The sequence below is a fragment of the Streptomyces sp. NPDC002520 genome, from assembly GCF_053595235.1.
In genome coordinates this window covers 94660-117653 of sequence record NZ_JBSFXG010000010.1, presented here as the reverse complement: position 1 = coordinate 117653, position 22994 = coordinate 94660, and the positions used below count along the sequence as shown (strand labels likewise).

The 22994-nt window shown below is 68.4% G+C and carries 15 protein-coding genes and 3 pseudogenes; 9 read left to right on the top strand and 9 right to left on the bottom strand.

Annotated elements, in window-relative coordinates:
* Positions 1-167: 167 nt before the first annotated feature.
* From ACWD5D_RS16825 to ACWD5D_RS16815, 3 genes and pseudogenes are all read left to right on the top strand, one after another.
* Positions 168-434, top strand: a complete 267-nt coding sequence (locus ACWD5D_RS16825; RefSeq protein ID WP_451373447.1) for a sulfurtransferase TusA family protein — start codon at positions 168-170, stop codon at positions 432-434.
* Between the two features lie 306 nt (positions 435-740).
* Positions 741-941, top strand: a pseudogene (locus ACWD5D_RS16820) (BTAD domain-containing putative transcriptional regulator); the annotation flags it as partial.
* A gap of 107 nt (positions 942-1048) precedes the next feature.
* Positions 1049-1213: a hypothetical protein gene (locus ACWD5D_RS16815; RefSeq protein WP_451373567.1), complete on the top strand. Its 165-nt coding sequence runs from the start codon at positions 1049-1051 to the stop codon at positions 1211-1213.
* A 223-nt stretch (positions 1214-1436) separates the two neighbouring features.
* Here ACWD5D_RS16815 and ACWD5D_RS16810 read toward each other — a convergent pair whose 3' ends face one another.
* A complete protein-coding gene (locus ACWD5D_RS16810) occupies positions 1437-3980 on the bottom strand; it encodes a SpoIIE family protein phosphatase (protein ID WP_451373446.1) in 2544 nt (847 codons plus the stop codon).
* A gap of 373 nt (positions 3981-4353) precedes the next feature.
* On the opposite strand from ACWD5D_RS16810, the gene ACWD5D_RS16805 reads away from it, so the two are divergent.
* Positions 4354-4608 carry a response regulator transcription factor gene (locus tag ACWD5D_RS16805; RefSeq protein ID WP_451373445.1) on the top strand — a complete coding sequence of 85 codons (255 nt, stop codon included), beginning with the start codon at positions 4354-4356 and terminating at the stop codon, positions 4606-4608.
* A 52-nt stretch (positions 4609-4660) separates the two neighbouring features.
* Here ACWD5D_RS16805 and ACWD5D_RS16800 read toward each other — a convergent pair whose 3' ends face one another.
* Positions 4661-4915 carry a hypothetical protein gene (locus ACWD5D_RS16800; RefSeq protein ID WP_451373444.1) on the bottom strand — a complete coding sequence of 85 codons (255 nt, stop codon included), beginning with the start codon at positions 4913-4915 and terminating at the stop codon, positions 4661-4663.
* 530 nt (positions 4916-5445) lie between these two features.
* Here ACWD5D_RS16800 and ACWD5D_RS16795 point away from each other — a divergent pair.
* Positions 5446-5642: pseudogene (locus ACWD5D_RS16795) on the top strand (IS3 family transposase); the annotation flags it as partial.
* Positions 5643-5646: 4 nt separating this feature from the next.
* Here the strand turns inward: ACWD5D_RS16795 and ACWD5D_RS16790 are convergent.
* Positions 5647-6201, bottom strand: a complete 555-nt coding sequence (locus ACWD5D_RS16790) for a hypothetical protein (RefSeq protein ID WP_451373566.1) — start codon at positions 6199-6201, stop codon at positions 5647-5649.
* A gap of 70 nt (positions 6202-6271) precedes the next feature.
* Positions 6272-6483 (bottom strand): annotated as a pseudogene (locus ACWD5D_RS16785) (IS982 family transposase); the annotation flags it as partial.
* Between the two features lie 1475 nt (positions 6484-7958).
* Between ACWD5D_RS16785 and ACWD5D_RS16780 the strand changes: the two are divergent.
* Together ACWD5D_RS16780 and ACWD5D_RS16775 are read left to right on the top strand one after the other, a co-directional pair.
* On the top strand, positions 7959-9917 hold the full coding sequence (locus tag ACWD5D_RS16780; protein ID WP_451373443.1) for a serine/threonine-protein kinase: 1959 nt from the start codon (positions 7959-7961) through the stop codon (positions 9915-9917).
* 898 nt (positions 9918-10815) lie between these two features.
* Positions 10816-11232, top strand: coding sequence for a hypothetical protein (locus tag ACWD5D_RS16775; protein WP_451373442.1), 417 nt, complete (start codon positions 10816-10818; stop codon positions 11230-11232).
* A gap of 570 nt (positions 11233-11802) precedes the next feature.
* Here ACWD5D_RS16775 and sbnB read toward each other — a convergent pair.
* The 4 genes from sbnB to ACWD5D_RS16755 all read right to left on the bottom strand — a co-directional run bounded on the left by sbnB (position 11803) and on the right by ACWD5D_RS16755 (position 19049).
* Complete coding sequence (gene sbnB, locus ACWD5D_RS16770) at positions 11803-12873, bottom strand: 2,3-diaminopropionate biosynthesis protein SbnB (protein WP_451373441.1); 1071 nt, start codon at positions 12871-12873, stop codon at positions 11803-11805.
* On the bottom strand, positions 12870-13874 hold the full coding sequence (locus tag ACWD5D_RS16765) for a TauD/TfdA family dioxygenase (protein ID WP_451373440.1): 1005 nt from the start codon (positions 13872-13874) through the stop codon (positions 12870-12872). Before ACWD5D_RS16765 ends, sbnB begins: the two co-directional genes overlap by 4 nt.
* 23 nt (positions 13875-13897) lie before the next feature.
* Positions 13898-16411: a non-ribosomal peptide synthetase gene (locus ACWD5D_RS16760; protein WP_451373439.1), complete on the bottom strand. Its 2514-nt coding sequence runs from the start codon at positions 16409-16411 to the stop codon at positions 13898-13900.
* A gap of 85 nt (positions 16412-16496) precedes the next feature.
* Positions 16497-19049, bottom strand: a complete 2553-nt coding sequence (locus ACWD5D_RS16755) for a Pls/PosA family non-ribosomal peptide synthetase (protein ID WP_451373438.1) — start codon at positions 19047-19049, stop codon at positions 16497-16499.
* Between the two features lie 579 nt (positions 19050-19628).
* On the opposite strand from ACWD5D_RS16755, the gene sbnA reads away from it, so the two are divergent.
* Both sbnA and ACWD5D_RS16745 read left to right on the top strand, forming a co-directional pair.
* Positions 19629-20615: a 2,3-diaminopropionate biosynthesis protein SbnA gene (gene sbnA / locus ACWD5D_RS16750; RefSeq protein ID WP_451373437.1), complete on the top strand. Its 987-nt coding sequence runs from the start codon at positions 19629-19631 to the stop codon at positions 20613-20615.
* A gap of 117 nt (positions 20616-20732) precedes the next feature.
* On the top strand, positions 20733-21299 hold the full coding sequence (locus ACWD5D_RS16745) for a hypothetical protein (RefSeq protein ID WP_451373436.1): 567 nt from the start codon (positions 20733-20735) through the stop codon (positions 21297-21299).
* On the opposite strand, the gene ACWD5D_RS16740 is transcribed toward ACWD5D_RS16745, so the two are convergent.
* Positions 21236-22552, bottom strand: coding sequence for a hypothetical protein (locus tag ACWD5D_RS16740; RefSeq protein WP_451373435.1), 1317 nt, complete (start codon positions 22550-22552; stop codon positions 21236-21238). The two genes, ACWD5D_RS16745 and ACWD5D_RS16740, sit on opposite strands and share 64 nt — an antisense overlap.
* Positions 22553-22994 lie beyond the last annotated feature (442 nt).

The window sequence follows — 22994 nt, the reverse complement described above, 5'->3', positions numbered from 1 at the left end:
GCCGGGGGTGCCAAGCTGATCCGGGAGGCTAGGAACGGGCCGTTACTGAGGAATTACTGAGCCCGTTACGGGACCGGGCCGGGCTGCGACGAGGCCTCGGTAATCCCCCGGTAACGGCGTTCTCGTACCGTCCGACCGCACCAGCGACCACCGGCGAGGAGCCCCCCATGTCAGACATCCGCCCCGGACCGGCCGTGGTGGTCGAGGCGGGAGGAGAGCCCTGGTCCCGCGTCGGGCCCCTGCTCGACCGCCGCACGTCGGAGATCGCCGCCGGCGGCGCCATCGAGATCCTGACCGCCGACCCGGGCGTCCGCGCCGCCCTGCCCGGATGGTGCGCCCGCCGCGGCGCCACCCTGGAGACGACGTCGCAGCGCGACGGAACCGTCGGCTACCTCGTCCGCCTCGTCGGCGGGCGGCCCGGGGAACACACCTGACACTCGTCCGGCCGCGGCATCGGCGCTGCGGCCCGGACGGTGACGATTCGTCAGCAGGCGACCCGGTCACTTGACGCGGCACGTCACGCCGGGCCACTCCGGTGCGCAGCGCGTAGAGGACGCCCGCCAGCACGGTACGGCCGGGTATCCGATGGCGTCCTTCGTACCGGTGCCGCCGCTCGGCGTGCCGTGGCGGCAAGGGAGCCGCACGTGCCCACAGGTCTGGCACAAGATCGCCGCTCATGGCCGAAAGCGTGTCAGCGGAATGCGGTTGAGGCGCCGCAATCGGCCCGGCACACTCGCCCGATGAGCCACAGCACACAGCCGGGCAGCTGGGACGTGAACCGTTCCGGGTTCGGTAGGGACTCTGATGTGCTGCGTGAGAGCGCGCATCGGGCGCTTTTGCGGGCCCATCTCGCAGAGGGCAACCTCGCCGAGGCCAGGCGGGCTTACCGGGCCTGCGAGGAGATCTTCGAGCGCGAACTCGGCGTCATCCCTTCCCCGGCGACGACCGCTCTGCTGGGGACCGGCTCACCCCTGGTGGCCGCGCCGAATTCCGTGGCCGCAGCCGCGTTCTCCGGGGCAGCACGGCGACTGCAAGGTGAAGGCACCCGGTGGCGTACGGAGTCAAGCTGCTGTGGTCAGAGGCCGTCTCGTCGGCGGACTGCTCCACGGAACGCTGCGGCAACAGACTGCGCTGGAAGGTGAGCGCTGCGGTGCGCTCCTGGGTGTGCCGGCGGGTGTCGAGGTACACCGCCGCGCGGGCGCCGATCTCCTGAACCAGCAGGAGATCGGCGTCGTCGAAGGAGGGCCGGTTGCGATCACGCAAGTGCCGTGACCGAGGGCCCGATGGCGGCTCGCACGGCCGCGGCGGCCACCGTTCCAGCCGCCGCCAGCACGTCTGGACTTTTTAGCCGGACCCCAGCCCCAGAGGGGTCTGTACGGTGGCGCTCTGGACAGACCCCCAGGTGGTGGGTCAGACCCGCCCGCAGCGTCACCGCGTCACCGCGTCACATCCTCACTGTCAGGTGTGACGGTTTGTTCGGCCCAGATGGTCTTGCCGGTGGGGGTATGGCGGGTGCCCCAGTGGTCGGCGAGTTGGGCGACGAGGAGGAGGCCGCGTCCGCCTTCGTCGTAGATGCGGGCGCGGCGCATGTGGGGGGTGGTGCTGCTGGTGTCGGAGACTTCGCAGATGAGGGTGGTGTTGTGGTGGATCATGCGGAGCTGGACGGGGGGTTTGCCGTAGCGGATGGCGTTGGTGACGAGTTCGCTGACGATGAGTTCGGTGATGAAGGAGGCCTGGGTCAGTCCCCACGTGGTGAGCTGGGCGGTGGCATTTTGGCGGGCGTGGGCGACGACGGCGGCGTGGGGTTGCAGGTCCCAGGCGGCGACGCGGTCGGTGCTGAGGGCGTGGGTGCGGGCGATGAGCAGGACGATGTCGTCGTCGGGGCGGTGGGTGAGGGTGGCGGTGAGGACGTGGTCGCAGACGGTGTCAAGGGTGTGGGCTGGGCGGACGAGGGCGGCGAACATTTTGTCGAGGGATTCGTCGATGTCGTGATCTCGGGGTTCGAGGAGGCCGTCGGTGTAGAGAGCGAGCAGGCTGCCTTCGGGTAGTTCGGTCTCGGTGGCCTCGAACGGCAGGCCGCCCAGGCCGAGCGGGGGGCCGGCGGGGACGTCGAGGAGGTAGGCGGCGGCGTCGGGAGTGACGACGGCGGGCGGGGGGTGGCCGGCCCGGGCGAGGGTGCAGCGGCGGGTGACGGGGTCGTAGACGGCGTAGAGGCAAGTGACGCCGATGCCACCGGCGCCCTCGGGGGCGCCTTCGGGGGTGGCTTCGTCGGCGGAGAGGCGGATGACGAGGTCGTCGAGGTGGGTGAGCAGTTCGTCGGGCGGCAGGTCGACGTCGGCCAGGGTGCTTACCGCGGTGCGCAGCCGGCCCATGGTGGCCGAGGCGCGGATGCCGTGGCCGACGACGTCCCCGACGACGAGGGCGACGCGTGCGCCTGACAGCGGGATCACGTCGAACCAGTCGCCGCCGACGCCGGCCAGGGGGTCGGCGGGCAGGTAGCGGGAGGCGATCTCGAGGGCGGCCTGCTCGGGCAGGGTCCGCGGGAGCAGGCTGCGCTGCAGGGTCATGGCGGTGGTGCGTTCGCGGGTGTGGCGCCGGGCGTTGTGGATGCTGAGGGCGGCCCGGGCGGTGAGCTCCTCGGCCAGCTGCAGGTCCTGGGGGGTGAAGGGGGCGGGGTTGTGGTGGCGGCTGAAGAGGGCGGCGCCCAGGGTGGCGCCTCGGGCGCGCAGCGGCACCACCATGAGCGAGTGTGTGCCCCATTCGCGGATCCAGGCCGCTCCTGGGTCCTCGCCGGCCCACCGGGCAAGGGTGGCGCCGGTCATCTCGTAGAGCCCCCCGCGGTCCTTTGCCAGGCATTCGGCCACCGGGGACAGCGCCGGGTAGGTGCTGGCCTCGCCGACGGCGACCGGGGACTCGGGGCTTCCTTCCAGGACCGAGCGCACGGCGGCACGGCGCATGGTGACCGGCCCGGCCAAAGCGGTGGCGCCCGCCTCCTCACCGCGCGCCGGGAGCAGGTCGACGGCGGCGAAGTCCGCGAGGCGGGGGACGGCGACGTCGGTGAGTTCCTGGGCTGTACGGGCGATGTCCAGGGTGGTGCCGATACGAGCGCCGGCCTCGCTCAGCAGCATCCGCTCCCTCTCCGTGTGCTCCTCGTGCCCCTGGTACGCGGTCAGGCACACGCCCAGCAGCCGGTCCGCTCCGTCGCGCAGCGCCGTGAGCGACACCGGCCGGCCACTTTCTGGGCCGTCAGCGCATCCGGCGGGGGCGGCGGGGAGGAAGGCCGCGGTCCACTGCGGCTCGCCGTCCTGAAGCACCCGGCGCATCCGTTCCTGGATCTCCTCGCCCACGGGATGCGGCGCGATGTCCACCAGGCGCAGCCCGCGCATCTCGGCCTCGGTGAGCGAGAGGGCGCGCTCCATGCCCGTGTTCGCCACGATGAGCCGGAGATCCGTGCCGAAGACGGCCAGGATGCAGGGGGACTGGGCGAACGCCCACTCCTTCAGCTCCCTCAGCCCGCCCGGCCCCTCCTCCTTCCCCCGCTCGCCCGGTACGCCCGGTGTGCCTTGCGGGCGGTTTTCGGGGTGCTGCGGCGGGCTGGTCACGGCGCAGAGAAGGAGCCACTCGGTGGCCGCACCGCCGGTGGGGGTGCGGCAGTGGGCAAGCAGGTGCTTTTCGAGGCGGCGGCCGTCCTGGTGGCGCAGCACCACGGTGCCGTTCCACCGGTCTTCGCCGGCCGCCTGGTGCCCGGCCGCCCGGCGGGCGGCCTCGCCGGTGTCATCAGCGAGCAGGCGGGCAGCAGGGCGGCCGATGATCTGTGAGGGCTCGTAGCCGAGCAGGCGCCGGGCGCCCTCGCTCCACCCCGTCACGATGCCGCGTTCGTCGACGGTGGCCGTGGCCGTGACGGTGGCGGTGCGGGGCGGCTCGAGCGGATCGTTTGCCTCGCCCGGCCGTTCACCAGGAGGAGTGGGAAGGTGCTCCATCGGCGCTCATCTCGCCTCGCTCGTTCCTCGACCACTGTTCCCAGGGGAACCTCCGCGGCCAGGGCCCTACCGACAAGCATGATCCTGCTGGGCAGGAAGCACCAACACAGTGCTCGGTGAGGTGCCCGGGCCAGGCGGGGCGCGGACCGCCCGCGGTGGGCGGTGCGCTGTGTGCGGGGCCGGGTTCCGAGGGTGGTTCTGCACGGCACCGACATGGGCAGATAACGAAAATTTCAAGAAATATACGACGGCGTGGAACCGACTTGAACCTACCCGTGTCATTTAGGGACAAATGCATATATTTCAGCATTCGTGTACTGCTCCGACGATGTGAGCCGAGACGACCGGACCGATGCGCCGAAGGAAAGCCGCCATGAGCCTTGCACCCGCCCTGTATGCCAAAGCCCCCACCCCCGCCTCTGCCTTCGCGTGCGGCCCGGCTGCGCTGGCCCCGCGTGAGCGGGAGGCGCTGCAGCACATCGCCGCCGGGCACACCTACGTGCAGACGGCCCGGCGCATGGGGCTCTCAAGACACACCGTCGATGCGTATCTGCGCCGGGTCCGGGCCAAGCTCGGCATCAGCAGCACCGCCGAGCTCACGCGCCTGGCCGTCTCCCTTGGCCTGTGACGCCGCGTTTCGGACCGGGCGGGGGTCGTGAACTGCTCGTTCTACACGCGCTTCACGAGTTGGCACGAGCGGTGAGGATGATCGCGGCGGACATACAGCCTGCGCCGGCCAGATGCTCGCCGGGCTTCGTCCCGCACCGCTCCAGGTCCTCGCGGACGCTGTCGATCGGGCAGGAGTCATCCACCGCGGCGTAAGTGGTGGCCACGTTCACCACCAGGTGGGGCAGGTCGTCCTCGCAGGTCTCGCTGGAGTAGACCTTGTAGCCGTCCAAGACCATGCCGCGTTTGCCGCCGCAGCGGGCTTCCACGCCGTGGGGGTTGATCCGCCGGTCTCGGCCCGGCGGGAGGTCCTTGTCCTTCCTGCCGGTACCTGAGCGAGGACTGAGCAGCACGCCGCTTCAGCCCCGAGCACCGGGCCAAGCGGCTTACCGCCCGGCTGAAAGCCCTCGGCTACCGGGTCACCCTCGAACAGGACCCAGCGACGACCTGAACCCCGTCCCCCGATAACCCCGGGCGCACCCGCCACCGGCGGCGATGCCTCAGGATTCCGGATTCACGTCTCGACTGTCGCACTCTTGGAATCGGTCTCCGAGAGCGAGCGCGGACTGAAGCATGTGCTCGATGAGCATCTGCCCACCGTAGTTGATGAGTTGGCAGTACCCCTCGGCATCGTCACAGCCTGCCGGCTGACCGGGCGCTCGCGGGCCACTCACTACCGTCACCTGCACCCCAAGCCGCCGAAGGAGCGCAAGCCGCGCCCAAGACCGGCCTCGGAGCTTTCCCCCGAAGAACGCGCCGAGATCCTTCAGTTGAGGTCAGCCACACGGTGGAACTGGTCGAATCAGCCGACCGCACCGAGGAGTTGATCCGCGAGACCATCGACCGCAACGGCATCGTGCCCGAGGCCGTGCACGCCGACCGCGGCACATCGATGACGGGCAAGTAGGTCTCCCAGTTTCTGATCGACCTCGGCATGACCAGGAGCCACTCACGACCCAAGCCAGCCACGACAATCCCTACAACGAGAGCCACTTCAACATCAGGGCCACTTCTCGCTGAAGGTGTCCTTGCTGGTCTCGCAGGAGGCGATGTTGTAGTCGCCCGACGCGGTGGACTGCGAGATGACCCTGCCGTTGACCTTCAACTGGCAGGTGACATGGCCGCCCCCCTGAAGCTGCGCGGTGATCGCGTAATGCTGCCCGTTCTTAAGCGGCCTGGTCACGCTCATCGGCACCTTGCCCTGGGCGGCGGACCCGACCGGGCCGTACTGCACGTCGGCGCCGCTGGTGCCGGTGACGACGTAAGTGACGGTCTGCGGCACCTCCTTCTGGGTGGCAGACTGCGAGGCGGAGGCCTTGGAGCCGTTGCCGGCGTCCGAGAGTTCGGCGGCCGGGCTCTTGTCAGTACCGCTGCTGGACTTGCCGCCGGTAGCAGCGTAGATCGCGCCGGCGATGACCAGGATGCCGACGACACCCAGGCAGCCGACTCCGGCACAGGTCTTTCCCTTGCCCTTCTTCTTGTGAGGTTCCGGGGCCTGCGGCTGGAACGGCTGCTGCGGCTGGCCGGGCTGCTGGCCCCGAGAAGGCGTGGACATGCGCGGGTACCCCCATGTGGTGGCGTGAGGAACGTGAGAAACGTGAGGAAGGAGACGGGATGAGACGGCATACATACGGGAACATGTCCCGGTCGTGCTTGCGCCCGTGCCGCATCCAGCGGGCCTCGCAGTGGCAACCGAGCATCGCCTGCATCACCGCCAGGCACAGCAACTCCGAGTGACTGAGCTTCAGGGGCCGCCAGGCAGACGCGCGATCCCCGCCCACTCATCGTCGATCTTCGTGTGCAGGGCGGTCACGATGGTGTTCAGGTCAGTTGTCACAAACCGATCCTGAACACCCGACGAGGACGAGTAGTAGCTGGAGTTCGGAGTAACCGAGCCCGACGAGTCCGATCAGTACTCAATATCTTTGGCGTAACCGCTGACGGTCTTGGCCTGGGGCGCTTGCGTGGCCACGGCACTGGTCGGGGCCGGGGCCGGAGCGGCGAACGCGGCGGTGGGGATCAGCGCGCCCTCCCACGGCGAGGACAGCAGAAGCGGTGAGGATCGGCAGACGCTGTGTACGAGGTGTGCGGGCCATGATCAATCTCCTTGGTAAAAAATGATGGGAAAGGAATGTGTCGAAACGGTCCTGCCGGTTCCCGGGCGGGGCGGCCGCGGGAGAAACGTCCCGCCAATGCCGTCCGGACCATCCCGGTGGGCCACCTGGTCTGCGTGAACCCATGCCTCAATTGACCCCCGCCCGGCGCACCGCGTCATGTCCCCGGAATTCGGGGCTTGACAAACGTCCCCGACCCGCCGCCCCTCCTCCGAGGCGGGGTGCACACCGCGCGCCAGGGCGACGTGGGAACGGCGATCCGCCCCTTGAGGATCGTGCCGGTGGGCCCCTCCGGGAGGGCGTCGACGAGCCGGGCCTCGCGCGGGCACTCGTACGGCCCGCGACCAGGTCACGGTCGTACGGCCCGCGACCGGGTCACGGACGGATGACCTCAGCTCCTCGGCGACGAAGGGGTGCTCGTACAGAACCGCTTCGATCTCCCGCGGGTAGGCGATGAAGTCGCTGCGGATGCTGAGGTCCTTCTTGCGGTCGACGGTGGAGAAGCAGCCGTCGTCGCCGGTTCGAGGCCAGCCCTCCACGACGCTCTCCTCGGTCGCATCGGGGCGTCCCGGCCCGGCTGGCCGCTGGGGCACGGATCTCGACCCGGCACTTGCCGGCTCGGTGACCCTGGCTCGACGCGCTGGAACAGCTGAAGACGGCAGTCGGCCACTGCCTGCGCACCTGACCGACCGCGCACGCTGCCTGCCCGCGACGTGAAGGATCTTGGAGAACCCGCCACCAGAACCGCCATCCGGAAATGCTCCCCTGCCCGGACCCGGGGATATCCATCTGGAAACCGATCACGTCACGTGATCAGCCATTACGTCACGTGATCAGGTGTTACGCGGTGGACCCAGGCTGAATGGCCGGGTTCTGGAACTCCATGAGCGCGACGGGGGCGTCCTTGTCCGCCCAAGGGCGGATGGTCGAGCCGCCCTCCGCTTCCAGCGTGGTTTGCGGGCATTCGGCCAGCATGCCTGCGGGTACCACGACGTGGATCAAGGAGGGCGTGGGGAACGTATGTTTCCGGCGCGGCGGTGTCGGGATCAGGAGCGGGAAAGCGCGAGAGTCGAGAAATTGTTCGGGCTACAGCCGTTCTGGGCGAGTTGCCGTTCTTCGAGCGATATGCGATACGTGGAGAGAGCCCCTTCAGCGCTCACCGGGGAACCCCTGCTGGCCGTCCTGGAAGAGGAGTGCCATGACAGGAGCGCAAGAGGCCGCCGGACGCGTGATCACCGGACGTTACCGGCTTCTGCGTCGGCTCGGTACCGGCGGCATGGGACGTGTGTGGCTGGCGTACGACCAGGAACTGGCGTGCGAGGTCGCGCTCAAGGAGATCATTCTGCCGCCGGACGTTCCCGAATGCGAGGTGGGTACCCGGATCGCGAGGGCCCGCGGCGAGGCCCGGCACGCCGCCCGGCTGCGCAACCATCCGCATGTCGTCACCGTGCACGACATCGTGGAGGACGGCGGTCTGCCGTGGATCGTCATGGAGTTCGTGCCCGGTGCCATGGATTTGGAGGCGGTGGTGCGCGAGCAAGGGCCGCTGCCTCCCGGCGACGTCGCCCGGATCGGTCTGGCGGTCCTCGACGCCCTGCTGGAGGGACACCGGCTCGGCGTCCTGCACCGGGACGTCAAACCGGCCAACATCCTGCTGACCCATCCGGGGCCCCGGCCCTCCTATCCGACGGAGGGCGGTGGCCAGGTGATGCTCACCGACTACGGCATCGCGCTGGAGCCGAGTTCCGGGGAGGACCGCCTGACCGCCACCCTGGAGATCCTCGGGACGCCGCGCTTCATGGCCCCGGAGCGAGCCAACTGTCAGCCGCCCACCCCTGCCGCCGACCTGTTCTCGCTCGGGGCCACCCTGTACTACGCCATCGAGGGGGCCGGTCCCTTCGACCGCGACACCGCCCTCGCCACGCTGGGCGCCCTGCTGTTCGAGCCCCCGAGCCTGCCGCGCCGGGCGACGGAGCTGACCCCGGTCCTCGTCGGGCTGCTGGCCAAGGACCCCGCGGACAGGATGGACGGTGAGGAGGCCGCCCGGCGGCTCGCCTCCATCGCCGACCAGCCCCACCCGTCCCCTTTGCCGCAGCCGGCTCCCTCACCGGAGGTGCCGCCGCCCGAGCGGCCCCCCGCCTCGAAGCCGCCGCGCCCCCGGGAATCGGCCCCGCCGACCGAGATCCTGTCGCCGGTCGAGCCGGAGGAACCGACCGGCCCGCCCCTGGAACCGCTGCCACACAAAGGGGACGAGGCCCGGCCGCGGCCCCGCCCACCGCGGCCCAGAAACCGACGGGCCAGGCTCATCGCAGGGGTGGCGCTGGTGGCGCTTGCCGCGGCGGGCGGCGGAATCTACCTGGCACAGTCCCGCTCCTCGGGTCCCACCGCACCGTCCGTGACCTCGATCCAGGTCGGCAAATCCCCGGGCGCGGTGGCGGTGTCCCCGGACGGGCGCCGGGCCTACGCGACCAACTACTTCGGCCCGGCTTCGGTGTCGGTGATCGACACCGCCACCCACCGCACCGTGGGCAACCCCATCAGCGTCGGCGACAAGCCGCAGGGGGTGGCGGTGTCCCCGGACGGAGGCCAGGCCTACACGGCCAACTACGGCTCGGATTCGGTGTCGGTGATCGACACCGCCAGCCACCGCACCGTGGGCAACCCCATCAGCGTCGGCAAGGACCCGGTCGGGGTGGCGGTCTCCCCGGACGGACGCTGGGTCTACGTGGCCAACTCCGGCTCGGATTCCGTGTCGGTGATCGACACCGCCACCAACCGCACCGTGGGCAACCCCATCAGCGTCGGCAAGAAGCCGTACGGGGTGGCGGTCTCCCAGGACGGAGGCCGGGCCTACACGGCCGACTCCGGCTCGGATTCCGTGTCGGTGATCGACACCGCCGCCAACCGCACCGTGGGCAACCCCATCAGCGTCGGCAAGAAGCCAGTCGGGGTGGCGGTCTCGCCGGACGGACGCCGGGCCTACACAGCCAACTCCGGCCCGGATTCGGTGTCGGTGATCGACACCGCCACCAACCGCACCGTGGGCAACCCCATCCCTGTCGGCGGGTACCCGGTGTGGGTGGCGGTCTCCCCGGACGGACGCCGGGCCTACACGGCCAATGAGGGCTCGGCCTCGGTGTCGGTGATCAAGTTCTAGCCTCAATACGGTATTGGTTCCAGCCTCCCCTTTTCGCTTGGGGCGGCGGAGTCGAGTTGGTCGCGGTGGGCCGGCGGCTGTCGGCTGTTGGTCGCCGGGCGGGCATGGCTGCCGCCCGACGCTGGGGTCGGGCTCTCCAGGAATCCTCGGGTCGTAGACGGGCAGGGACCGGGTGTTTCCCTTGTGGATCCTCCTCGTCTCTGTCTGTGGGACCGTCGCGTGGGAGTGGTCCAGTTGTCATCGATCACGTGGGTGGGCTGTCCGGAGTGTCGCCACTACATGCGGCAGGGGCACACCATCGCGGGACGGCCCCGCAAAGACCGCCCCCACTGCCGCACCGGCCCCACTGGACTCCCCCACCTCCAGGCCGTTGACAGTGGTCCGGCTGTAGCACCAAGCTGTAGTACCAAACCGACAAATCAGGAGTAATCCATCACCCCAGGTCAAGGGAGATCACCATGGTGACAAGCGTCCAGAAGCACATCAGACACCTCGTCGGTGCGTTCTGCGTTGCTGCGCTGCTCGCCGGAGCGGTGGGCGTGACAAGTGCTGAGGCAATGCCTCAGACAACGAAGGCCACGGCGGAATCACTGAGCGCGGACTGCGCGGGCCCCCAGAACCCGCCGGGCTGTTAGAAGCTGTCGGTAGCTGGTTGCGAGCGGGACGTGATCGACCGCTCGGGTCGCCGGGCATGCAATGCCGTGACTGCTGGCGCCGCGGACCCCGGTCGGCAAGCCGCCGAAAACTGCGCTCGTCGTGCACGCCACCGTCGTAGGCGCGGTAGTGAGGCTCCCTAGGGAGGGCCGGCGCACGCGGCGAGATCAGCATCGCAGGAATCCTTGAAGGTGGCACGAGCGACCGCTTGCGCCGTTTTCACCCCCTGCGTGCGTCTGGTGCGATGAGCGTCCCGGAGATCGCCCGGGAGGCGGGTCTGCACCGGCAGACCGTGCGCAAGTACCTCTCCTCGCAGGCTCCGCCGGGCACGCCGCGGGGCAGCGGCAGCCAGGGAACGCGGGCGTGGGTGGTGACCGAGGTGGCACCGCTGATCGACGCGACGCTGCGGGCCGAAAGGCTGATCCAGGGCACGGTGGTGCATGAGCGTCTGGTCGAGCGGTACGGCTTCGCCGGCACCTACCAGCGCGTCAAGATCTATCGGCAAGAGGCCCGGCCCCGCAGCGCGGCCGAACTGGGCGTCGGGACGGACGAACCGCGTCGGCTGCTGCACCGCCGCTTCGAGGTCATCCCCGGGGCCCAGACCCAAGTTGACTGGGGCGAAGAGGGCAGGATCCTCGCGCACGTCGGCAGGCCCACCTGATCCACGTCGGCACCCTTTCGGGTCCGGTCAGTGCCCGTATCCGGCCAGTTGTGCGGGACGGCCAGCGGAGGCGCCCGACCACCGGTCCCGATTTCCTGCTGCCTTCCGGCCGCCGGCCTTGGCTTCCTGGATCGTCCTGTCCCCGCTGCGGAGTTGGGCCTTCCTTGCGGTCGGCTTACCGGCGGGTCCTTCTCCGCCACGGCTACGGCGGCGATCCTCCTGTGCCCGAGTGCCGGGCCTCCGCGCTGTACAGCAACCGGCGCTGACGCTCGTTCAGACATGGGTTTCTGCTTCGAACTTCTCCTACAACGGGCCGATCAACTCATCAAAGCGCCCTATACCGCATCAACGAGAGCCCAAGTCCCGGAAGCAACCGATTGATTCCCGACGATCCCGCCACCGCGCCGCGAAGGGCCATACGCGGCTTTGTCCACACAGTTCGGCACGGTGCAGGTCGAGCGGATCGCCTATCGCACCAAGGGGGCATCGGACGCTGTCTTGCCTGACCCCCGCACTCGAGCGAGACAGGGCCGTTCGTCCCGGGCGGACCCACCGGGTGCTGTGGGCCGGTCACCCGTGTCGGCGCAGGTCGTGGAAGAAGTCCTCGATCACGTTGAGCTCTCCGGAGCGGGCCATCTCGTCGTAGACGTATTTGCCGACAGCGAGGTCGAGTACTCCGAGGCCGAACGGCGAGAAGACCACAGGCCGGCCGGTGGGGGGCGCTACTCGTCCGCTCATGACGTCGGCGAGTGTGCCATGCAGGAAGCCGCGGTTGCCGATGAGCTGTTCGGCCAGGTGCGGGGATGTGTCGGCTTTGAGGCAGTGTTCGACGTCGTCGACGATGTTGGTCGAGGCGAGGATGATCTCCGGTGCCAGGTCGCGCAGGGACACATGCAGAACCAGTGGGTTGTGGTGGAACCAGGCCAGGTCGCTGACGTGTGGTTCGCCCGCAACGGTGGCGAACACGACGAGGTCGCTGGAACGGACGAGGTCCTCGGGGCTGCCATGCGCGGTGATCCGTGCGGCGCTGCCGGTCTGTTGGAGGTAGTCGCGGAATCCCGCTGCGCTGCGGTGGGACAGGTCATAGGCACCGATCTCGTCGAAGGACCAGCCCACGGCGGTCAGGAAGGTGTGGATGTAGCGGGCGATCAGGCCCGTACCGAAGAACCCGATGCGGGTGGGGCGTTGCCGATTGTGGGTGAGGCGGTCGGCGGCCAGTGCTGCGGATGCGGCGGTTCTGGTGGCGCTGATGATGGAGCTTTCCAGACAGGCGAAGGGGTAGCCGGTGTCGTGATCGTTGAGGATCAGGACGGCGGACGCCCTGGGGATGCCGGCCTGGACGTTGTCGGGGAAGCTGGAGATCCATTTGAGGCCGTCCACCTGCGCCTGGCCGCCGAGCGAGGCGGGCAGCGCGATGATCCGGGAGGTGGGTCGGTCGGGGAAGCGCAGGAAGTAGGAGGGAGGATTGACCGACTCCCCCGCGGCGTGCAGCCGGTAGGTGGCCTCGATGAGGTCCACGACCTGCGCTTCCCTGTCCTGCAGGGCGTGCTGGACCTGGGCACCGGAGATTACTGCGAACGGGGGCACTGTGTGCGGCTGGGACATGGCGGGCTCCATTGCCGTGGAACGGACGGTGGTCATCCGGCGCTCATATCGCCGGTCGGCGGGCACGGGACCGGGCTCAGCGGCTCGGCCATGGCGACAAGCACCTCACGTGGTCCTTGGAAGGCCTCCCTGCTGTGTGCGGTGCGCACGTTGTCGACGAGCATGAGGTCGCCGGCCCGCCACGGTTCGCGGGCGGTGTGGGCGGCGTAGGTGTCGTTGAGGAGCTGAATGATGTCCGGGCCGATGGTGTCGCCGCCCCCGAAGCGGGTGTTGAACGGCAGTGACTCGGCGCCGTGGACGTCGATGAGGTAATCGCGGATCTCGGGATCGATCGTCCATTCGTTGAGGAAGGCGATCTGGTTGAACCAGCAGCGGCGGCCGGTGACGGGGTGGGCCGTAACGGCGGGGCGGCGCTGGCGGGTGCGCAGGCTGCCGTCGGGTTGCCAGTCGAATTCGATGCCGGCTGTGCGGCAGTAGTCCTCGATGGCCCTGCGGTCATCGGTGCCGAAGGCCTTGCCGTAGGGGGCGCCGATCTCGTCGTTGTAGGTGCGGGAGAGCAGCCAGCCTTCTTGTTCGAAGCGGTGGACCAGATCGGTGGGCAGTGCTTCCAGGACGGTGGCGGCGTCGGCGATGGCGGTGGCTCCGCCGGTCGTGGGTGCGGTCAGACACGCGAACAGCATGAGGCCAGGGGGCTGGAGGGTGTAGCTGAGTTCGTGGTGCATGCACATCGGCTGGTTCGGCGGCCATGCGGAGGAGGAGTACACGCCAGGTGCGTAGGTCCGGCGGGAGGCGAAGGATTCCTTGTCGGTCATCAGGGCCGGGGCCAGGCGGTGGAGGGCGTCGCCGGCCTGCTCGGCGTCGCGCAGGTGCAGGCCGCGGATGAGGAGCGCGCCGTGTTCGGTGACCAGGGTGCGCAGTGCGCGGCGGTGTTCCGCCGCCCAGGTGGGTGGGTCATCGGCGGTGTCCACGTGCAGGATCGGGGGTTTGCCGGGATCCAGCTCCACGTTGAGGAGGGACACGGGTGTCGGGTATGGCATGGTGCTGTTCCTTTCGATGCGGTTCAAGGAGAGGTCGTTGGTGCGGTTGCATGGCGCTCGCGTCGGTGGTCGACCAGGGCGGCGAGGTCGGTGAGGACCGGGTGTGCGATGACGTCTTTGAGGGCCACGGCGCGGTCCAGGGCCACGGCGAGTTTCACCGCCGAGAGGGAGGTGCCGCCGCGGTCGAAGAAGTGGTCGCGGCGTCCGATGTGGTGCTGGGGCAGGCCGAGGACATACCCCCAGGCGGCCGCCAACCGCTGCTCGGTCGGGGTGGCGGGCGCCTCGTGATCGTCCTCGCTGGTGGCGAGTTGTGCGGCGAGCGCCGTCAGTGCCTTCTTGTCGATCTTGCTGTTGGCGGTCAGCGGCAGGCTCGCGCGCCAGTGGAAGGCCGCCGGGACCATGTACGTGGGCAGAGACGCACCCAGCAGGTCGTTGAGGGTCCCGGGGTCGACGGGCTTCACGGCGGAGTAGAAGGCGACCAGATGCTTGCTCTGATCGGCGCGTTCGGCCACCACCACCGCGCCGTCGCGGATACCGGGGAGGCCGAGTAGTGCGTTCTCGATCTCGCCGATCTCGATCCGGAACCCGCGGATCTTGACCTGGGCGTCGCGACGGCCGAGGAACTCCAGTTTCCCCGAAGGATGCCAGCGCCCGTAGTCGCCGCCGAGATAGAGCCGTGTGCCGGGGCGTTGCGGATCGGCCAGGTAGGCCGCTCGTGTGCGTTCGGGGTCATTGATGTATCCACGGCCGACACAGACCCCGGAGAACGCGATCACGCCCGGGGCGCCCAGTGGCACCGGTGCGAGGTGTTCGTCAACGACGTAGATGTGCACGTTGTTGACCGGACGGCCGAGCAGAATGCGTTCCGGCGCTCGGTGCATGACGTCGTGATTGGTGTCGTCCGAGGTCTCGGTGAGCCCGTAGGCGTTGACCAGCGCGATTCGGGGCTGAGCGGTGAACCAGCGCTCGGCGATCTCCTTCTTCAGTGCCTCCCCGGTGACCGACAGGTAGCGCAGGTCGGGCAGCGCCCGGGGCCGCTGTTCGAGCTCGGTCAGGACGGCTTCGAGGTAGGAGGGCACGAGCTGCAACACGGTGGCCCTGCCGTCGGTGACGGTGTCGAGGAATCGAGGGACGTCGAGGATGGCGTCCTGTTCGACCAGCAGGGTTCGCCCACCGGTCAGCAGGGCGCACAGCAACTGCCACAGGGAGATGTCGAAGCACTGTGGCGCGGTCTGGGCGACCACCTGTCCCTCGCCGATGCGGAGGTCGTCGATCTTGGCGTAGAGGTGGTTGAGCAGGCCGGCGTGTTCGCACATTGCGCCTTTCGGCTCACCGGTCGAGCCGGAGGTGAAGTAGATGTATGCGAGTTGGTCGGGCGTGACGTGGATGCCGGGATCGTCGTCTGCGTGGGCTTCTTCGTAGGCCGCCTCGACGAAGAGCCTCTCGGTGCCGGGCCGGGACTCGAGTGCCTGGTCGAGGGTGGTGGTGCTGCCAGGTTCGGTCAGCACCAGGGTGCAGTCGGCGCGGGAGAGGATGGCGGCGATGCGCTCGGCCGGGAAGTGCGGCTCGATGGGGAGGTAGGCGCCTCCGGATTTGAAGACCGCGAGAACGGCGGCGAGCCAGTCCAAGTTGCGTCTGGTCACCACCGCGACGACATCCTCGGGGGCGAGTCCGCGGCCTGCGAGGGCGCGGGCCAGCCGGTTTGCCCGGGCGTTGAGCTCCGCATAGGTCCACTGCCGGTCGGCGTGAACGGCGGCTATGGCATCCGGGTGCATTCGCACCCGGTCCTCGAACAGTTCATGTACTCTCGCGCTCGGCAACTCCCTTTTCGGTCCGGCCAGTCGGTCGAGCTGGAAGCGCAGTTCCTCATCGGACAGCAGGCTCTGGCGCGCGTGTTCTGCATCGGGATCGGCGGTGATCAGCGCGAGCGCGGCCACGTGATAACCGGCGATGCGGGAGGCGCTGTCGGCGTCGAGTCTGTCGGTGCGGTAACGCAGTCGCAGCACGAGTCGGCCGTTGTGGGGCTGGATGCCCACCCGCAGCGTAGTGTCCCCGGTGAGGTCCCCGTCGATCGTGGTGGGATCGAGAACGGTCTCGAACAACGGCCCGATCAGGCCCAGTTCGCACTTGAGATGGTCGATGTCCGAGGCCGGAACTTCCTGGTGCGTCAGCAGTTCAGCGGCCGCCTGGTGGGTGGTGTGCAGCAGTTGTCTCCATGAGGCGGGTGCGGTGGTGAGCCGGCAGGGCAGCAGGTTGCCGCCGTGGGTGACGTAGCCGGTGGTGATCTGCTGCTCGGCGGACAGCGCCGCGAGCACCTTGGCGTGCGTCGCCAGCAGAAGCGAGTCAAGCGGTATCGCCAGTTCGTCGGCCAGCCGGCACAGCCCGGTGACGATGCCTTCGGGGACGTGTGTCTCGTACTGGCTCACGCCGGGCACCGGGTGGAGGGTCCAGCGTGGGACGGGGGTGAATCCGCCGGTTGTCAGTACGTCGCGCCAATATTCCAGATTGTTTCGGGTGGGGTTCGGGTGCGTTGCCATCGGTTAGTTTCCTGTACTTGTGACTGATGTGGCTGGTGTCGCGGTGTCAGTTGCCATGGGCTCGGGCGGCGTGGGCGGCGTCGGCTTACGGGCGGTCCTTAAGGGGGATTTCGTTGCCCGGCATGTCCTGGGCCGGGTTGCCCGCCCACTGGGCGTGCGGGGGGATTTGCTCGCCCTTCATGAGGAAGGAGTCAGGGGCAAGCACGGCGCCGTCGCCGATCGTCACGCCGTAGTGGACGAAGGCGCCGACCCCGAGGGTGCAGCCGCTGCCGAGGGCGCTGCGGTCGGACTTGAAGGCGCCGTCCTCCTGTGAGTGGCACTGGATCACGGTCCCGGCGTTGAGCGTGCTGTCGTCGCCGATGGTGACGAGGGTGCGCTCCGGGAGGAAGCAGCCGTCGTCGAAGACCCGTTTGCCGATCCGGGCCCCCAAAAGCCGCCAGATGACGTTCTTGAAGGGGGTGCCGTTGAAGACCTGGATGTAGTCGACCGACGCCATCTTCCAAAAGCGTTCGTGGTGCCAGAAGCCCGGCTCATAGATCGAGCAGTACAGCGGCTGCTGCGCTGTGAAGCCGGTGGAGGCCCGTTCGATCAGCGCGAAGTGGACGACGGTGTACGTGAAGGTGAGGACGGTGGCCAGAGCGATCGCCGGTGCACCGAGCGAGGGATAGAGGTTGGCCGCGCCCATGGTGACAAGGGTGATCACGAAGAGGTGGCTCCACCTCGCCAACAGGTACAGGCCGGCGGTTGCGGCATTGTGCCTGTTCTTGGCGGCCAGGCGGTGGCGCAGCTCATCGCCGGTCCGCAGATGGTTGAACCTGTTGTCCCGCAGCACTGTGCGCGGTATCTCGAAGCTGGGTGAGCCCAGCAGGCCCACGCCTTCACGCACCGGACCATCGGTGGGCACCATGACTTTCGTGGCGAGCAGGCAGTTGTCGCCGGTCCTGCCCTGTGAGGGGTAGGCGACGCGGTTCCCGAGGAAGTTCCGGGGCCCGATCGACGCGCGGGACACGCGGAAGGACGTGCTGGAGAAGTCGGCGTTCATGAGGGACAGACCGTCGGCGATCATGGTGCCGGTGCCGACAGAGCTCAGGTAAGGGTTGTCGTGCTGCACCTCGGTGCCGAAGTTCGAGCCGGTCTGCTCGATGCGGGACAGGTCGTATCCGAGGTAGCGCAGGTAGTGGACGATGCTGGAGCTGTCGCCGAAGAGCGTGGTGAAGAACTTCCTGTTGGTCATCAGCGCGATCACCCGCTGGATGCCGTAATGGAAGCCGTACAACGGATAGAGCTTGCCGGGCTTGATGGCCCTGTTGAGGACACGCGGCACGGTGCCCAGGACCAGGAGGCCGGCGAGTGTCGAGCCGCAGAACACGATCAAGGAGATGATCAGGGCATCGCCAAAGAACGCCGGGCTGGCCATCGGCCGGGGGTTCAGAAGCGGGTGAAGCAGCGGGACGCCGGCCAGGGCGCTTACGGCGCCCATCGTCAGCGGCAGCCACACCAGCAGCAGACTCAGCAGTTGCAGAACACCGTACGCGGCCCTCTTGCGGGTGGGGCAGTCGGCTGGGCCGACCCACCCGTAGTCCACGTCGGTCGGCTGCGCCGGCGAGCCGTGCCAGCGTTCACCGGCGGGCACCACCTGGCCGCCGTGCAGGGAGGAGGCGTGGCCCAGCTGGGCGCCGTCTCCCATCTCGGTTCCGATGTCGAGGACCGTGTGCTCGCTGACGAGCACATCGCTGCCGAGCGTGACCCGGCCGGTCTGGATCAGCCCTCCGTGGGCGCGGTAGCAGGACAGCAGCACGTCCTTGCGGATGACCGTACCGTCACCGATGGTGAGCAGGTCGGCGCAGACTGGGATCGTGCGGGTGAGGATCGTGGCGCCCCTGCCGATCCGCGCGCCGAGCGCCCTGAGGTAGAGCACGTAAAGCGGTGAGCCGGTGAACAGCCGCAGGGGACTTGTGCGGATCAGGGTCTTGACGACCCAGAAGCGCAGATACTTCATGCCCCAGACGGGAAACTCGCCTGCTCGCCAGCGGCCGATGAGTGTCCATTTCGCCACGATCGGGAAGGCGCACAGCCCCAGGAAGCCCCCGCCGGCGCACAGGGCCGACCGCAGGTAGAGGTCGAACAGACCCGAGCCTGCGGAGATCCATGCGTGGCTTGCGGCGGCGGCGAAGGCGGCAAGCAGGGAATAGCCCAGGAAGAACAGGGACTGCAGCACTCCGCAGAAGATGTATCGCACTGTGGCGGCCGGAGCCCTTGCACCGGCCGGTGTCCGCGTGGCCGGGGTCTGCGCCGGTGCCGACGCCTCCACGAGCGAGTTCGGGGACGGGACGGGAGCAGGCGCGGCGTCGAAGAGCGCGACGGCCAGGCTCCGGACGGTGGGATACCGGTAGATGTCCTTCATCGACACCGACGGCAGGTCTTCCCGCTTCCGCACCCGCGCACAGAACTGTGCCATCACCAGGGAATCTGCACCCAGGTCGTTGAAGAAGTGACTGTCGGGCGGCACCTGCTCCACACGTACGATGTCGGCCAGCACCTCAGCCAGACGCCTCTCGGTGCCGGTCGCTGAACCGGCCGCCCTGTCGTCCTGAAAGGCCGAGACGCCGGCCGGATCAGCCGCAATTGCGTCCGTCATTTTATCTAGCACGAGAACTCCTCGAGGGCGTTTCCTCAGTGGGTACGGATTCGTGATATCCGGCCTCTTCAGTAGGCCCGTCCGGAGAGTTCCTGTCCCGTCCCTGAATTTCGGGACTTGACATCGAAATCTGGCATTGATATTGAGCCGCTTCATGCTCGCCGCACGGTGGCCCCTTGATCTCCGCGCACGTCGCACTGGTCGCGACCGCGTTGCACCGCACCCGATCAATCCACGGGCGAATCGCCCGACAAGCCCGGCAATTGCATCGCACGCCACCGTGCCGTACGGCGCTTCACGGGTGGGGACTGCGGGGCAGGACACAGGGCGCCAACCGATGGCAATCGGGCTTGGAAAGCGGCCACTGATCCCGGTGCCGCAACAACCGGACCCCATCGCGCCGTATATGCGCGCACAGGGCGCGTGTCAAGTCCCGAATTTCGGTGGCATGACACGGCTGCTCCGATTTGGGCGTACTGGAGGCATTCCGGCGAGTCGCCGCTCGCCGCCGAACTTCTCTCTGTACGACACAGAGACGGATCGGCTACCGGGAGGTCCCTGTAGCCGCGAGGAGACGACATGCCTGTCATATCCACCCCCCAAGCCTTCAACGAGGACGATCTCTACGTCGACCTTGAGGAAATATTCGAGTACCCGTTGTTCCTCAAGTGCGAGGGATTCAATTTCGCCGGCTCGATCAAGCTCAAGGCCGCCGTCGAAATGGTCGAGGCTGCCGAACGCGACGGACTGCTGACGCCGGACTCGGTTCTGGTCGAGTCGTCCTCGGGCAACCTGGGCGTGGCCCTGAGCGTGATCGCGGCCAACAAGGGATATCGGTTTCTGTGCGTGACCGACTCCCGCTGCAACCTGGCGACCAGGATGATGATGGAGGCCTTGGGCAGCCAGGTCCACATCATCACCGAACCCGACCCCGTCGGCGGGCTCCTCGGCGCGCGCATCGATCACGTCCAGGCGCTGTGCGCCCGCGACGAGCGCTATGTGTGGCTCAACCAGTACGCCAACCCCAGCAACAGCATGGCCCACTACCAACGGACCGCCCCGGCCATCGCCCGGCAGTTCCCGGACCTGGACGTGCTGTTCGTCGGGGCCGGCACCACCGGGACCCTGATGGGCTGCGCGCGCTACTTCCGCAAGTGGCACCGGCCGGTACGCGTCGTGGCCGTCGACTCCATCGGCTCGGTGACCTTCGGGGGCGTCCCTGGTCGCCGGATGATCCCGGGGTTGGGCACGAGCATGCGCCCCCCGCTGCTGGACGAGTCCTATGTCGACGATGTGGTGCGCGTCGAAGAGGCCGACACCATCCGGGCCTGTCACCGGTTGGCCAGGCGTGGGTTTCTGTTCGGGGGTTCCACCGGGACGGTGGTCAGCGGCGCGATGGCCTGGCTGGCTCGACAGGACGGACGGGAGCTGACCGCTGTGGCCATCGCCCCGGATCTGGGTGAGCGGTACCTGGAGACCGTCTACCAGACCACCTGGGTGCAGGACCTGTGCGGCGATGACGTCCTCACCTCGCAGTCGTCGACCACGGCACCTCAGGCAGCCTGACCTCGGCGCAGGGCGACCGCATGTTCGGCGGCTGGCGGTAGCCGCCATCGACCCAGGACTTGTGCGGGGTGGGGTTGTCAACTGCTCGTCTACGAGGCCGTTTGGGCGTAGGGAGGCATGAGTGATTCCACTGATCCCGAGAGACCGGATTGTCAGTGGCTGCCGATAGGTTCGTGGTGCCCGCCCTGTGTGATGTCTCAGCTTGGGGTTCAAGAAGCCGTTGTCCTACCGGATGTGATTACTGAGTTTCCGCTGTTCGAGCTTGGCTCCGGTGTCGTCGTGGGAGCGTTCGGGCGATCAGTTCCCCAGACGATGTGGAGGTGGCCGGTGGCGTCGGTGATGGGTTTGATGGAAGAACGGGAGGCCGCTGCCTGGGTGCGGATGGAGGAGTTTCAGGCGGAGGCGAACCGGAACTTGTCCGAACTCGCTGCGGCTGACGTGGTGTTGGAACACCGGGCGATCGCCCGGGTGGAGCTGGCCGAGGCCCTGTCCGCCCGCGATGATGCGGCGGATACGGCCGTGCGGGAGGCGCCGGAGCCGGTGCCGGCGGCCAACGACCTGGGGTACGCCAGCTCGGTGTGGGGCCGTTGTGACGCACTCGGGCAAACTGCCCAGTCCGGTCAGCTGACGAACTCGACCATGACGGTCGCCGTGCCGGGCACATGCCGGGCGTCGCCCGCGTAGGTGACCGTGTACTGGGGATACGTGTTCCAGTCGGGCGGTGTGTCCCTGAAGCTGAAGGCGCCGTCCCGTCCAACCTTCACATCCGGCAGCTCCACGCCGTTGCGCGTCACCGTGACGACCGCTCTGCGCTTGGGGAAGGGGACCAGCGAGGTCAGTTCCCCCGTCACGGTGACCGGCGTGCCGACTGGGTTCGTCGGCGGGGCGGACAGAGTGATCGTGCTGGATGCCTTCGCGACGTCGGTAACGATGTCGAGAACGACCTCGCCCGAGTAGGGGAAGCGGGTGGTGAACAGCCTGCTGCCGTCGGGCGCCCAGGCCAAGCCTCGGTCGAGCAGATCCGCGTACCCCGGCGACAAAGCGACCGTGCGGTACGCGGCGGTTTCTCCCGGACGGTAGACATAGACGTCCCACTCCCCTCCCGCCACGATCCCCGCGGCGACCGTGCCGTGAGAGTCGACAGCGACGGAGTTGGGGTAGGGGCCGGTGTCGTACTGGGCCTCCTCCGTCAGGTCCGACAGGCGCCACCGCTGGTGGTAGTAGTTGGAGCCGTTCGCGGTGATCACACTGCTACCGTCCGGCGTCACCGCCACGTCCTCGACATCACCGACGGCGTCGCTGTAGGCGGTCTCCTGAAGCGTGCCGGAGCCCACGTCGTACACGCGCATGCCCGGCGCGCCCTGGCTCTCCGCGGCGACGAGCCGGCCGGGCGCGCCCAGCGACGAGGCGAGTCGCGGCTTGCCGTACCAGACGGGGTCGTCGTCCAGGCTGACGGTAGGGGTCGCCTCGGCGATGGAGACCGACCCGATGCCGGCGTCGAAGACGGTGGCCTGGTAGCCGAAGAACAGCTGGCCGCCAGCGAGGGCAAGGCTCTCCGGTTCGGTGTCGGCCCCGGTTGGAATGCGCCGCGTCTCGGTCAAGGTCGCGGTGTCGATGACGGAGATCGCGTCAGCGTCCAAGAGCGCCACGTAGAGGGTGGACTCGTCGGACGACTCGGCCATGCCCCGCGCCCCGTCGAGACCTTCCACCTTCTTCACGACCTGCCCGTCGTGGTCGGTGACCAGCACCGCGTCGTCGCCGGGCGCGCTGACGTACACATGACGGCTGTCGGCGAGGGTCTGCCAGTGCGACCGTACGGGCAGGACGATGCCGCCCTGGGGCTGACCCGCTGCCGTGCCGGGGACACCGAGCAGATTGAACGACGCGGCCGCCAGGACAAACGCGACACCCGCCGCACGTCTTCGTATACGCACCATAAGAGCTCCTTCGAGAAGGGATCCGGACGCACGGGCGCGGCCGGAGGAGCAACTCTAGTAATCCGCACGGACATTGGGCCAGCAGAAGGACCGCGTGCGGAGCGCACGTCAGGCCACGGACTCGTCCTGGGGCCAGGCCACCAACCTCTCACGGAGGACGTCCCGTTCGACCGCGCGTGTCCGCTCATCGCCCCTCGATCTGGCACGGATCTGGCACGGCCCTCTCGGGACGCCAGTCGAGCGGGTACGCCATTTCGTCCTTACCTCTGGCGTGTGTCTGAATGCTTCAGCTGATTCAGCTCAGTCGAGTTGGTCGAAGACGCCCCTCGACCGTGATTGCCGCAGTCCTGGGTCTGGGAGAAAGCGAGCGGGTCTGTGTGGCAGGCGCCGCTTCGCCCTTGACGGCAAGCCGGCACTTTTCTCCACGTCGTATTCGGCGGCC